The following is a 13210-nucleotide window of genomic DNA, read 5'->3' as shown; positions in this document are numbered from 1 at the left end:
GAGTAAGAGCTCAAAGCGTTAAGTGTCCACGCTTATCGGTTGTTTATGTGTGACTGAAAGATCGGAGCGGGTCTGTAGCTCAGTCGGTTAGAGCACCGTCTTGATAAGGCGGGGGTCGTTGGTTCGAATCCAACCAGACCCACCAAGCGGATCAAGCGCGGGGGATTAGCTCAGCTGGGAGAGCGCCTGCTTTGCAAGCAGGATGTCGTCGGTTCGATCCCGTCATCCTCCACCAAAGAAAGTTCAATCATGAGTGTTTGTTGAGCACTGATGATTGGATTTTGCCCTGAAAGGGGTGGGGTTCAAGAGTCACATCGTTCTTTAACAATGAGGAAGAAGCACAACGTAAAGTGTTTCCGAGTAGCGAGACCTCTTTAGGGGGGTGATTGCGAAAGGGGACACGGGTTGTGATTGCATTAGATTTAGTTCTCAAAAGACAAGAGACGGTCAGTAGCCTTTTTGTTCCGTAAGGGGCGTGAGGGGTGAAAGCTGTTGTTTTTGGAACGGCACAAGCGCGAATGAACAGCACCTATAAAGAGCACCTTGAAAGAGGTAAGCGTTATAGGATCAAGCGACTAAGTGCATATGGTGGATGCCTTGGCGACCACAGGCGATGAAGGACGTAGTAGCCTGCGAAAAGCTGCGGGGAGCTGGCAAACAAGCTTTGATCCGCAGATATCCGAATGGGGCAACCCACTCCGAAAGGAGTATCCGTAGCTGAATACATAGGCTGCGAGAGGCGAACCGGGTGAACTGAAACATCTCAGTAGCTCGAGGAAAAGAAATCAACCGAGATTGCGAAAGTAGCGGCGAGCGAAATTGCAAGAGCCTTTGCGTTTTAGCTTTTGTCATAGTCGAACGGGATGGAAAGCCCGGCCGTAGCAGGTGATAGCCCTGTAGGCGAAATGACGTAAGTGGAACTAGGCGCAAGAGAAGTAGGGCGGGACACGTGAAATCCTGTCTGAAGATGGGGGGACCATCCTCCAAGGCTAAATACTCGTGGTCGACCGATAGTGAACCAGTACCGTGAGGGAAAGGCGAAAAGAACCCCGGAAGGGGAGTGAAATAGATCCTGAAACCGTATGCATACAAACAGTCGGAGCCTCCTTGTGGGGTGACGGCGTACCTTTTGTATAATGGGTCAGCGACTTACATTCAGTGGCGAGCTTAACCGAATAGGGAAGGCGTAGCGAAAGCGAGTCCGAATAGGGCGTCTAGTCGCTGGGTGTAGACCCGAAACCAGATGATCTACCCATGGCCAGGTTGAAGGCACGGTAACACGTGCTGGAGGACCGAACCCACTAGTGTTGAAAAACTAGGGGATGAGCTGTGGATAGGGGTGAAAGGCTAAACAAATCTGGAAATAGCTGGTTCTCTCCGAAAACTATTTAGGTAGTGCCTCGCGTGATTACTGTCGGGGGTAGAGCACTGTTATGGCTAGGGGGTCATGGCGACTTACCAAACCATGGCAAACTCCGAATACCGACAAGTACAGCGCGGGAGACAGAGCACCGGGTGCTAACGTCCGGACTCAAGAGGGAAACAACCCAGACCGCCAGCTAAGGTCCCGAATTATCGCTAAGTGGGAAACGAAGTGGGAAGGCCCAGACAGTCAGGAGGTTGGCTTAGAAGCAGCCATCCTTTAAAGAAAGCGTAATAGCTCACTGATCGAGTCGTCCTGCGCGGAAGATGTAACGGGGCTAAGCGATAAACCGAAGCTGCGGGTGTGTACTATGTACACGCGGTAGGAGAGCGTTCTGTAAGCCTGCGAAGGTAGCTTGTGAAGGCTGCTGGAGGTATCAGAAGTGCGAATGCTGACATGAGTAGCGATAAAGGGGGTGAAAAGCCCCCTCGCCGTAAGTCCAAGGTTTCCTGCGCAACGTTCATCGGCGCAGGGTGAGTCGGCCCCTAAGGCGAGGCAGAGATGCGTAGCTGATGGGAAGCTGGTTAATATTCCAGCACCGTCGTACAGTGCGATGGGGGGACGGATCGCGGATCATCATCAGGGTGTTGGAAGTCCCTGTTGCTGCATTGAAGAGGGCGCTTAGGTAAATCCGGGCGCGTAACTCAAGGGTGTGGCGCGAGGCCCCATGTGGGCCGAAGTGATAGGAAGTGGTTCCAGGAAAAGCCTCTAAGCTTCAGCTGTACGAGACCGTACCGCAAACCGACACAGGTGGACGGGATGAATATTCCAAGGCGCTTGAGAGAACTCGGGAGAAGGAACTCGGCAAATTGATACCGTAACTTCGGGAGAAGGTATGCCCTGTTAGGGTGAGACGCCTGCGCGTCGAGCCTGAGAGGGTCGCAGAGAATCGGTGGCTGCGACTGTTTATTAAAAACACAGCACTCTGCTAAGACGAAAGTCGACGTATAGGGTGTGACGCCTGCCCGGTGCCGGAAGGTTAAGTGATGGGGTGCAAGCTCTTGATCGAAGCCCCGGTAAACGGCGGCCGTAACTATAACGGTCCTAAGGTAGCGAAATTCCTTGTCGGGTAAGTTCCGACCTGCACGAATGGCGTAACGATGGCCACACTGTCTCCTCCCGAGACTCAGCGAAGTTGAAGTGTTTGTGATGATGCAATCTACCCGCGGCTAGACGGAAAGACCCCATGAACCTTTACTGTAGCTTTGCATTGGATTGTGAACCGGCCTGTGTAGGATAGGTGGGAGGCGCTGAAAATTGGTCGCCAGATCAGTTGGAGCCAACCTTGAAATACCACCCTGGTTTGTTTGCGGTTCTAACCTAGGTCCGTTACCCGGATCGGGGACAGTGCATGGTGGGCAGTTTGACTGGGGCGGTCTCCTCCCAAAGCGTAACGGAGGAGTTCGAAGGTACGCTAGGTACGGTCGGAAATCGTGCTGATAGTGCAATGGCATAAGCGTGCTTGACTGTGAGACTGACAAGTCGAACAGGTGCGAAAGCAGGACATAGTGATCCGGTGGTTCTGAATGGAAGGGCCATCGCTCAACGGATAAAAGGTACTCTGGGGATAACAGGCTGATACCGCCCAAGAGTTCATATCGACGGCGGTGTTTGGCACCTCGATGTCGGCTCATCTCATCCTGGGGCTGTAGCCGGTCCCAAGGGTATGGCTGTTCGCCATTTAAAGAGGTACGTGAGCTGGGTTTAAAACGTCGTGAGACAGTTTGGTCCCTATCTGCCGTGGGCGTTGGATACTTGACGGAGCCTGCTCCTAGTACGAGAGGACCGGAGTGGACGTACCTCTGGTGTACCGGTTGTCATGCCAATGGCATTGCCGGGTAGCTAAGTACGGAAGAGATAACCGCTGAAGGCATCTAAGCGGGAAACTCGTCTGAAGATTAGGTATCCCTGAGGACTCGATCCTCCTAAAGGGTCGTTCAAGACCAGGACGTTGATAGGTCGGGTGTGCAAGTGCAGTAATGCATTGAGCTAACCGATACTAATTGCCCGTGCGGCTTGATCCTATAACCCTTACCTTTACAGATCCTACGATCTGATCGGTGCTGCATCGCGCAGCTACCGTTCCACACAGAACATACTCTGTGCATCACATCCCCGAGGCTAATCCCCTCAACGTGTGCTTCTTCCCCCATTCGGACCGTTGGACTGACCTCCAACCGTCCTACCCCCTTCGCCTGACGACCATAGCGTCTCGGTACCACCCCTTCCCTTCCCGAACAGGACCGTGAAACGAGACCGCGCCGATGATAGTGGATGTACATCTGTGAAAGTAGGTCATCGTCAGGCTCTTATCCCTCAAACGCCCCAGCTACTCACGCTGGGGCGTTTGTCTTTGTGCGGTAAGATCTCGACGTCCCTCTACACTATGGAGCCGCTATCATGAGCGATCAGAGTACTTCCACTCCTGCCGCCGGGCCGGATCTGCGCTTGTTGACGCAGGTGGCTTACGGTCTTTTTGCGCTGGGCTTTCTGACTAGCGGTTTTCTAGGCGTTGCCACATTAGCGGCGGTCGTGCTGATCTATATCAAGCGGGCCGACGCGGCCGGCACGATCTATGCCCGGCATTTCGACTGGCTGTTGCGCACGTTCTGGTGGTCGATCCTGTGGCTGAGCCTGAGCGCTGTGCTGACGTTGATCTTCATCGGCTGGCTAGGAGTCTTGGCCACGATCGTGTGGACTCTGTATCGCCTGATCAAGGGCTGGTTGGCGTTTTTGCAGGGCTCCGACCCCACGGCTTATGCGTGAGTGTTGAGGCGCATTTAAAACTGACCCGTGGTCAATTTTCTTTGCGCCGCAACACGTGAGCAACGTGGTCCGGCCGAGCCAGGTTGAAAGGCTAGGTCTTGCAAAACAAAAAGCCACGTTACACGCGGCTTTTTGCTTTGAGTCGGAGGAACCGTAGCGGGACGGGTGGATGCGTCGTCTCGGCCCTTGCCGTATTACTTTAGATGCGCATTGACCAATTTGGTCAGTTCGAACATCGTGACCTGGTCTTTGCCGAAGATCGGGCGCAGCTTGTCATCGGCGTTGATATTGCGCTTATTGGCGGGATCTTGCAGGTTATGTTGCTTGATGTAGTCCCAAATCTTTTTGGTGACTTCAGTGCGGGGCACGGCCTGCGCGCCGATAACGGCGGCCAGTTCGGGGCTCGGGGTCAGAGGCTTCATGAACGCGGCGTTGGGTTTGCGCGCGGTCGCGGTCTTGGAGGTAGTGGCCATGATCCGGCTCTCCTTCTGGTAGTTGGAAAATTTGTCCTGCGGGCCGCAGCATAACGTGTCTCTCCTCTAAAGACAAAGCCATTTATCCTCTGTAGCAACTAAAATGAGGAGTTGCTCTTCTCCTCAAACGTTGTCAGACCCCTTCGAAATATGTACGCGCGCACGGCACTTGAATCCATTCGACTCTTTCATGACGAGCTCACCGCGCTGCGGCGCGACCTGCATGCCCACCCCGAATTGGGATTCGAGGAGGTCCGCACGTCCGGCATCGTTGCAGGCGCTTTGGAAGCGCTGGGCATTGAGGTGCATCGAGGCATCGGCAAGACGGGCGTGGTGGGCGTGGTGCGCGGCAAGCAGTGTGATAGCGGGCGCATGATAGGGTTACGTGCCGATATGGATGCGCTGCCCATGGGCGAAGACAATACCTTCGCGCATAAGTCGAGCAAGTCTGGCCTCATGCACGCCTGCGGCCATGATGGGCACACCGCGGTGCTGATCGGTGCGGCTCGCTATTTGTCGCAGTCGCGTAATTTCAACGGCACGGCCGTGCTGATCTTCCAGCCGGCCGAAGAGGGTTCGGGCGGCGCGCAGGCCATGCTGGACGATGGCTTGTTCGAGATGTTCCCGTGCGATGCGATCTATGCGCTGCATAACTGGCCGGGCCTCAAGCCGGGGATGATCGGTGTGAATCCGGGTCCCATGATGGCCGCGGCCGACCGTTTTGAAATCGTGATTGAAGGGCGGGGAGGCCATGGCGCGCATCCCTACCAGACCATAGACCCGGTGACGGTGGCGGGACATTTGATTACGGCGCTGCAGAGCATCGTGTCGCGCAATGTGAACCCGCTGGATTCCGCCGTGGTCTCGATCGGTGCGCTGCATGCGGGAAATCCGGATGCAATGAGCGTGATTCCCGGTACGGCCAAGCTGGTGGGCACGGTGCGAACGTTCCGCAAGACGGTGCAGGAGCTGATTGAGTCGCGTATGAACCAGCTCGCCGCTTCGATCGCCGGCGCGTTCGGCGCCAAGGCCACGGTCAAGTACGAGCGCCTGTTCCCGGCTACGATCAATACGCCTCAGCATGCGAACCTCGTGGCGGATATCGCGACCGAGCTGGTCGGCAAGGAAAACGTGGTGCGGGATCTGACGCCATCCATGGGTTCGGAAGATTTTTCCGTCATGCTGCAGCACAAACCCGGCGCGTATTTCCGTCTGGGGCAGGGGGGGGCCGAAGAGGGGTGCGTGCTGCATAATCCGACTTTCGACTTCAACGACGCTGTGATCCCGCTGGGCAGCGCGATGTTCTGTGCCTTGGCTGAGCGTGGTATGCCCCTGAGCGAGTGACTGCTTGCGCCGGACGGCCCATTCAAATTCCACGCGACGTTTTCCCGGATATTCCATGTCTGCTGCTGCTTCGACCCTGACTTTGACCCGCCCCGACGACTGGCATCTGCATCTGCGCGACGGCACGGCGCTGGAGGCGGTCGTCGGCGACAGCGCGCGCCAGTTCGCGCGCGCCATCATCATGCCGAATCTGAAGCCGCCAGTGATCACCACGGCCCAGGCGCTGGAATACCGGGAACGCATCATGCGGGCGCTAGAGAAGGCCGGTCTCGCAGCAGGTGCGTTCACCCCGTTGATGACGCTTTATCTGACCGACAACACGTCGGCCCAGGAGATCGCGCGTGCGCATGCGTCCGGTCTGGTGCATGCCGTGAAGCTGTATCCGGCCGGTGCCACGACCAATTCGGATGCCGGCGTAACCGATTTGCTGGGCAAATGCGGCCCGGCTCTACAGGCCTTGGAAAAACTTGGAATGCCTCTGCTGGTGCACGGCGAAGTGACCGATGCCGCGATCGACGTGTTCGACCGCGAGGCGGTGTTCATCGACCGCGTGATGGTTCCTTTGCGCCGGGCTTATCCCGGATTGAAAGTGGTGTTCGAGCACATCACGACTCAAGAGGGCGCGCACTATGTGCGCGATGCCGACGGTCCCGTGGCGGCCACGATCACGCCGCAGCATTTGCTCTACAACCGGAATGCGATATTCCAGGGCGGCGTGCGGCCACATTGGTATTGCCTGCCTATTCTCAAGCGCGAGACCCATCGACAGGCATTGATTGCCGCCGCGACCAGCGGCAGTCCCCGGTTTTTCCTGGGAACCGACAGTGCACCGCATGCACGCGGAACCAAGGAACATGCTTGCGGTTGCGCCGGGTGCTATACCGCGCTTCATGCGATGGAACTCTATGCCACGGCGTTCGACGGCGTGGGCAAGCTCGATAAGCTCGAAGGGTTTGCCAGCTTCCACGGGCCGGATTTCTATGGTCTGGCGCGCAATCGAGGGACTTTGACGCTGGCGCGCGAGGAGTATGCCATTCCGGCGGAAGTCGCGTTTGGGGATGCCACGCTGGTGCCGTTGGCGGCTGGGGAATCGCTCAAGTGGCGGGTGGTCGCGGGTTCCTGAGATGGGTTTGCGCGCTTGATGCTTCGGTTATTGAGTTCTTGATACGCCGAGACATCGGAACTCCCGCAGTCCCGTCGAGGGCAGCTCAAGAACTCAACCTGTCTGCGGCGACCCAAGCTCCACGACATCAAGAATCAAGACGCCTCGCGCTTGGCCTCCAGGGTTTCCCAACGCGCGAATTTTGCTTCCAGCTCGGCGTGCAGCTTTTCCAACTGCGCATTGATGGCGGCTGCTTCTTCGGGAGCTTGGTGGTAGAGGTTGCCATCCGCGAGCTTGTGCGAGAGTGCGGATTGCTTGACTTCAAGCGTCGCAATAGCGTCAGGCAGCTCGCTCAGTTCGCGTTCTTCCCAAGAACTCAGCCGGGCCGTGCGAGCAGACTTGGCGCGCGGCTCTGCCTTGGGTGCGGGTTCGGATTTGTTGGCGCCGGGTTTGGCAGTTTCGTCGACGCGTGCCGGACGCTGCGCTATCCACTCGTCGTAGCCGCCGACGTAATCGCGCCACTTGCCGTCGCCTTCGCTGGCGATCGTTTGCGTGACCACGTTGTTGAGGAAGGTGCGGTCGTGGCTGACGAGCAGGACGGTGCCGGAGTATTCCTGCAGCAGCTCTTCCAGTAGTTCCAGGGTCTCGATATCCAGGTCGTTGGTGGGTTCGTCCAGGACCAGTACGTTGGCGGGGCGGGCGAAGAGGCGGGCGAGCAGGAGGCGGGCGCGTTCGCCGCCTGACAGGCTTTTGACCGGCGAGCTGGCGCGGGCGGGCGAGAATAGGAAGTCGCCCAGGTAGCTCATGATGTGCTTGCGCGTGCCGCCGATTTCCACCCACTCGCTGCCGGGGCTGATGACGTCAGCCAGGACGTCGTTTTCGTCGAGCTGCTCGCGCATTTGGTCGAAGTAGGCAACCGAGACGTTGGTGCCCAGTTTCACGGTGCCGCTGTCGGGTTCGAGCAGGCCCAGGATGATGCGCAGCAGGGTCGTCTTGCCGGCGCCGTTGGGGCCGACAAGGCCGATGCGATCGCCGCGCAGGATGGAGGTGGAATAGTCGTGGACGATGCGCTGATCGCCATAGGACTTGCCGACGTGCTTGAGTTCGGCCACCAGCTTGCCCGAGCGTTGACCCTCGGCCAGGGCCAGGTTGACGTTGCCGACGCGTTCGCGGCGCTCGATGCGATCGACGCGCAGTCGTTCCAGACGGCGCACGCGGCCTTCGTTGCGAGTGCGGCGCGCTTCGACGCCTTTGCGGATCCAAATTTCCTCCTGGGCCAGGAGTTTGTCGAAGCGGGCCTGTTCCAGCCTCTCGGATTCCAGCCACTGTGCCTTGCGTTCCTGCCACTGTGAAAAATTTCCGGGGAAACTCAACAGTTTGCCGCGGTCGAGTTCGACGATGCGGGTTGCGATGGCATCGAGAAAGCGCCGGTCGTGCGTGATGACGACGGCCGCGCCTTTCCAATTGCGCAGTAGGGATTCGAGCCAGGCGATGCCGTCGAAGTCCAGATGGTTGGTGGGTTCATCGAGCAGCAGCAGGTCCGGGTCGTCGGCAAGTGCGCGGGCCAGGGCCACGCGCTTGCGCATGCCGCCGGACAGGCCGGAGACGACGAGTTCGCCGGGCAGGCCCAGGCGTTCGAGTGTGGCGCGCACGCGGGCCGGGCGGGCCCAGTCTTCGGCGTGGACTGCTGGTTCGCAGACCACGTCGTAGATTGTGGCGCTTTCGTCGAGATCGGGTTCCTGCTCGACGGTGGCAACGCGCAAGCCCGACGTACGGGCAATGTCGCCGTCGTCCGGCTGCGTGCGGCCATCGAGCAGTTTCAGTAGCGAGGATTTGCCGGCGCCGTTGCGGCCGATGAGGCCGATGCGTTCGCCCTGCTGGATAGCGAAATCGGCATGATCGAGCAGCGGATGATGGCCGTAGGCCAGTTGTACGTCGGTCAGGGTGATGAGAGTTGCGGCTGCCATGTCGTAGTCGAGTTGTTCAGCTCCGGGCTGTTTTAAGGCGTTCAGGCCCCCTGTGGGGCGGCAAGCCGTAGGTCCAGCGTGGAGCATATCAGGCACTATTGTAAAATCTTCCTCGCAGAACAGATCGGGCAATCGCGGTGGGGAAACCTATCGAGGAAGGTCCGGACTCCTCAGGGCGGGATAGCGGCTAACGGCCGTCCGTTCGGCTTAGGCCGGGCGAGGAATAGGGCCACAGAGACGAGTCTGCGAAGCGGGCGCGCGTGTCCATGGCACATGCGCTCCGGCACGGCCATCTCCGTGTCGTGCCGTCCGGCAACGGGCGGCGGCATCGCAGGGTGAAACGCGGCAACCTCTATCCGGAGCAACATCAAATAGGCATGCGCACGGCTTCGGCCGGAAAGGGCGGCTCGCCCGAGCATGCGGGTAGATGGCTAGAGCTAGTCAGCAATGGCTGGCGCAGAGGAATGATTGCCCGCCGGGGAAACCCGGCGTACAGAATCCGGCCTATAGATCTGTTCTGCTTTTTCGCTGCAAGAGGCGTTTGCGGGTTGGCGCTCAAGCTGCTCGGCGCGGCCGCAAATGGCCGGCGATGCGCACCAGGGCGAACCACTGCTGGCCCAACAGGCTCTTGCCATAGGAGCGGCCCTTGCCCTGCGGCCAAGGCAACGCTTCGCGGATGCCCGTGGGCTCGATGCCCTGCGTCCAGTCGGTAGAACCGAACATCATGTCCCACCACGGGAAGAGAACGCCGAAGTTCCACCCCCCTTTCCTGCCCAGGGGGATGTCCAGCGCATGATGGCGGCGATGGAACGACGGGCTGACCAGCACGCGTTCGAGCGCCCGGCCGAACGGCAGACGGGTGTTGGCGTGCTGCACGCTTTGCAGGAAGTTGCCGACGGCCACCAGCACCACATACTGTCCTGGCTCCACGCCGATGAACAGAGCGATCGAGGCGAAGAAGGCAGCTTGCAGGATAGTGTCGAGGAAATGATTGCGATCGTCGCTCCAGAGCGACAACTGCTGTTGGCTGTGATGCACGGCGTGCAGCTCCCACCACACACCGACGCCGTGCTGCAGACGGTGATACCAGTAGCCGGCGAAATCCAGCACGACCAGATAGACCAGGAAGGCCACGAAGGGCTGGTCGGTAACGCCGGGCCAGAGCTGCTCCAGGTCGATATTGGGCACGCTGTAGACCGCGACCAGGCTTTGCAGGTGGTTGAACAGCGGCTGCAGCATGAAGAAAAACGCGATGTTGAGCAGGCCCAGCTTGGCGATCCAGGTATAGAGGATGTCTGAGCGGATATGGGCGCGATCGGGCCAGGTCTCGAGGGGTCGCCAGGCTTCCAAGGGACGCAGCAGGGCATAGCTTGCAAGGACCTGGAACACGTTGACAATGACCCAGTAAAGTGCGTCGTAGGTGTCTTCGTCATAGCCCATCAACCCGAATTTGTACAGGAGCGGCTGTACAAGGTCGACGAACGTCCAGGTCTGCACCGCGCCGACGGCGTCATCGAGGAGGGAGATCAGGCTATGCATGGGCTTGCGTATAAGGTTAGTTGGCGTTCGGGCTCAGAAACGGGGCCTGGTTCTCGAAATAGATGCCGTGAGGCGAGCGTCCCACCTTGATGGTGTCTATCAATTTGCGCGTGTTCATGTCGATCACGCCGACATGGCGTGCAAAACGGAAAGTGACCCACAGATAGCGCCGGTTGGCTGAAAGGGCCATGTCGTCCGGCCCGGGCATGAGGCCCGTGATATCTCCGGTCTTGGTAAGCGTGTTGTAGTCGATGATGCTGATGGTGTTGGATACCCGGTTGGTAACCGCGACATGCTGTCCGTCGTCCAGCCAGCGGAAGTTGTGCGCGGCGCGCCCGGTTTCGATGCGTTTGACGATCTTTTGGTTGCGCCAGTCCACCACCACGACGTCGTCTTCGCCGGTCATGCCTACCAGCAGGTATTTGTCGCCCGGCGTCATCCACACGCCGGCCGGCGCCTTGCCCAAGTGCATGCGCCATTTGACCGTTTGGGTGGGCAGGTCGATGGCGGCCAGCTCGCCGGAGTCCTGCAGGGTGACGAAGACATAGCGCGAGTCGGAACTGAAGGTCAGGTGGCTCGGCGTCTTGCTCAGGGGAATGCGCTTGGCGATGGTGAAGTTCTTGCCGTCGTAGTGGTAGATGTCCACGCGGTTCAGACGCAGTGCCGCGGTGGCGAACCATTTGCGGTCAGGTGAGAAGCCCAACTGGTAGGGATCGTCGATGCCTTCCAGCGTACCTTGCAGCTTGCCGGTGCGGGGATCGAGGAACATCAGGCTGTTGGAGACCGAATTGGCCACGATCAAGGACTTGTGGTCCGGCGTGATCATGAGGTGGTGAGGCTCCTTGCCGGTGGGCATGGTGCTCACGACCTTGTGCGTGTTCTGGTCGATGAGGGTGAGCTGTGATTCGGCTGAGTCGAGGACGATGACGGGGTTCTCGATTGCCTGGGCAGCCGGGTGATAGGACAAGGCTGCGAGCAGCAGGCCGGCCAGCGCGTGCCGGGCGGTCCTGGAGGAAATGAGGCGCATGGTGGATGCGTGTGGCCAGGGAAATGTAGCAGTCAAGATTTTATTCCGTTCGATGCCGTAAGGCCCGGGTTTTCGCGGGCTTACGGGTGCGACAAAATGTCGCGCAGTTTCGTCAGCGGCACGGCTCTGGCCATCGCGGCATAGCCCGCGTCGTTGGGGTGGATGCCGTCGCCGCTGTTGTAGGCTGGCAGCAATCGGGTGGGGTGTTGCGGATCGCGCAGCGCGGCGTCGAAATCAATGACACCGTCGAACCCGCCGCCGTGGCGTATCCATTGATTGACGGTCTGTCGCAGCGCTTCGCGCGCGGGGGGCAGCGCGGCGGGTGTCAGCGTGCCGCCGAAGATGCGCAGGCCACGCCGGTGCGCCGCTTCGATCACGCGCTTGTAACCGTCGATCAGATCATTTGCGGTGACTTTGGTATGCGGTGCATCGCAATCGAGGCCGCGCCGCGGCGGGGTGTCCGCGAAGTCGATGTCGTTGATGCCGATCAGCAGGATGACGGCCCGCACCCCGGGTAGCGCTGCGTCGTGGTCGAAGCGGCCGACCAGTCGCTCGCCGTAGCAGGGCGAGTCAGACAGCAGGCGATTGCCGCTGATGCCGGCGTTCAGGACTGCGAGGGGCGGCAGGCCTTCGGCGGCAGCGAGCCGGGCCAGATCCTCCGGCCAGCTGTGTCGGGCGCCGAAGGTCGAGCGCATGCCGTCGGTGATGGAGTCGCCGATGGCGACCAGACTGCCGGGACCCGCAGCGGGTACGGATAACTGTGTTACCCAGGCGTAATGAGTGGTGCGGCCGCGCAAGTCGGTGCCCGCCACGGTCTGGGCGTAGTCGCCCGCTTTCGAGATGAAATTGATCCGGTTTGCGACGCGGTGCCAGGCCTGCATGGTCTGGTGCGGACCCAGGGCCAGGCTGACGGCCAGCGGCTTGCCGCGTACGACATCCATGGCGATGACGTCGCTATCGGCCTCGGCGCCGGGGGCCAGGGTCAGCGTGGCGCGTCCGGCAAAGGTCACGGCCGCGGCTGTACCCGGGACCAGGCCGGTAGCCCCGTTCGAGCGGGCGATGACGGCGTGTTCGATGACCAGCGGTCGGGAGCCGTAACGATTGCTGATGCGCAGGCGTGCTTCGCGTCCGTCCAGGTCGGGGTAGATGACCTGTCTCACAGTGCGCCCAGCAACTTCGGGTTTTGCATAGAGGGCGGGCGGGTCGGTCAGGTCGGGGATGGATTGCAGCGAAGTCGTCCAGGCGGCCTGCCAGGCGGGCACGGCCTGAGCAGGCCCGGTGACAGACAAGACCGCCGCGAGAGCGAATGCGGCGACAGGGAGGCGGATGGGGATATTCATGAAAGAGAAACGGCTGCGCGCGGTCGGCGAGGCATGGGTTTGCACTGCCCGGGATGGTAGCCCGGGGTATTCAGGGATGCCAAATATATTTTAGGAAGGACTTTTAGTTGTTCTCTCAACTCTCTGATTTTGAAGAAAATTCTATTTTTGTATTGTTACAGAAAATGTCGCGAAAAGCTATCTAAGTCCTTGTTGTAATTGAAAAAAATGCAACTTGATACTTGACCGG

The 13210-nt window shown here is 59.4% G+C and carries 8 protein-coding genes, 2 tRNA genes, 2 rRNA genes and 1 other RNA gene; 8 read left to right on the top strand and 5 right to left on the bottom strand.

The features are described 5' to 3' along the window. Positions 1-68: 68 nt before the first annotated feature. From H143_RS0103560 to H143_RS0103540, 5 genes are all read left to right on the top strand, one after another. Positions 69-145, top strand: a tRNA-Ile gene (locus H143_RS0103560). 14 nt (positions 146-159) lie between these two features. Further along, positions 160-235: transfer RNA gene (locus H143_RS0103555), tRNA-Ala, on the top strand. Between the two features lie 330 nt (positions 236-565). Beyond that, a 23S ribosomal RNA gene (locus tag H143_RS0103550) occupies positions 566-3447 on the top strand. Positions 3448-3617: 170 nt separating this feature from the next. Further along, positions 3618-3730, top strand: a 5S ribosomal RNA gene (rrf, locus tag H143_RS0103545). 93 nt (positions 3731-3823) lie between these two features. Further along, the gene (locus tag H143_RS0103540) at positions 3824-4189 is read left to right on the top strand and encodes a membrane protein (protein ID WP_019936851.1); all 366 of its coding nucleotides are present in this window, start codon (positions 3824-3826) and stop codon (positions 4187-4189) included. Between the two features lie 194 nt (positions 4190-4383). Here H143_RS0103540 and H143_RS0103535 read toward each other — a convergent pair whose 3' ends face one another. Continuing rightward, positions 4384-4662 (bottom strand): SWIB/MDM2 domain-containing protein, encoded by a 279-nt coding sequence (locus H143_RS0103535; RefSeq protein ID WP_019936850.1) that lies wholly within the window; start codon positions 4660-4662, stop codon positions 4384-4386. A 150-nt stretch (positions 4663-4812) separates the two neighbouring features. Here H143_RS0103535 and H143_RS0103530 point away from each other — a divergent pair, with 150 nt between their 5' ends. Next, complete coding sequence (locus H143_RS0103530; protein ID WP_019936849.1) at positions 4813-6006, top strand: M20 aminoacylase family protein; 1194 nt, start codon at positions 4813-4815, stop codon at positions 6004-6006. Positions 6007-6061: 55 nt separating this feature from the next. Then, complete coding sequence (pyrC, locus tag H143_RS0103525; RefSeq protein ID WP_019936848.1) at positions 6062-7129, top strand: dihydroorotase; 1068 nt, start codon at positions 6062-6064, stop codon at positions 7127-7129. A gap of 134 nt (positions 7130-7263) precedes the next feature. Here pyrC and H143_RS0103520 read toward each other — a convergent pair whose 3' ends face one another. Further along, positions 7264-9075 (bottom strand): ATP-binding cassette domain-containing protein, encoded by a 1812-nt coding sequence (locus H143_RS0103520; protein WP_019936847.1) that lies wholly within the window; start codon positions 9073-9075, stop codon positions 7264-7266. Between the two features lie 116 nt (positions 9076-9191). Here H143_RS0103520 and rnpB point away from each other — a divergent pair. After that, an RNA gene (gene rnpB / locus H143_RS21820) (RNase P RNA component class A) lies at positions 9192-9598 on the top strand. A gap of 32 nt (positions 9599-9630) precedes the next feature. Here the strand turns inward: rnpB and H143_RS0103515 are convergent. The 3 genes from H143_RS0103515 to H143_RS0103505 form a co-directional block, all read right to left on the bottom strand. Then, positions 9631-10614 carry a sterol desaturase family protein gene (locus tag H143_RS0103515; RefSeq protein ID WP_019936846.1) on the bottom strand — a complete coding sequence of 328 codons (984 nt, stop codon included), beginning with the start codon at positions 10612-10614 and terminating at the stop codon, positions 9631-9633. 16 nt (positions 10615-10630) lie between these two features. After that, positions 10631-11641: a cytochrome D1 domain-containing protein gene (locus tag H143_RS0103510; RefSeq protein WP_019936845.1), complete on the bottom strand. Its 1011-nt coding sequence runs from the start codon at positions 11639-11641 to the stop codon at positions 10631-10633. An 80-nt stretch (positions 11642-11721) separates the two neighbouring features. Continuing rightward, positions 11722-12975, bottom strand: coding sequence for an SGNH/GDSL hydrolase family protein (locus H143_RS0103505; RefSeq protein WP_369751160.1), 1254 nt, complete (start codon positions 12973-12975; stop codon positions 11722-11724). Positions 12976-13210: the final 235 nt, after the last annotated feature.

Source organism: Bordetella sp. FB-8 (assembly GCF_000382185.1).
Classification (GTDB): domain Bacteria; phylum Pseudomonadota; class Gammaproteobacteria; order Burkholderiales; family Burkholderiaceae_B; genus Bordetella.
This window is presented reverse-complemented; position numbering and strand designations above follow the sequence as displayed.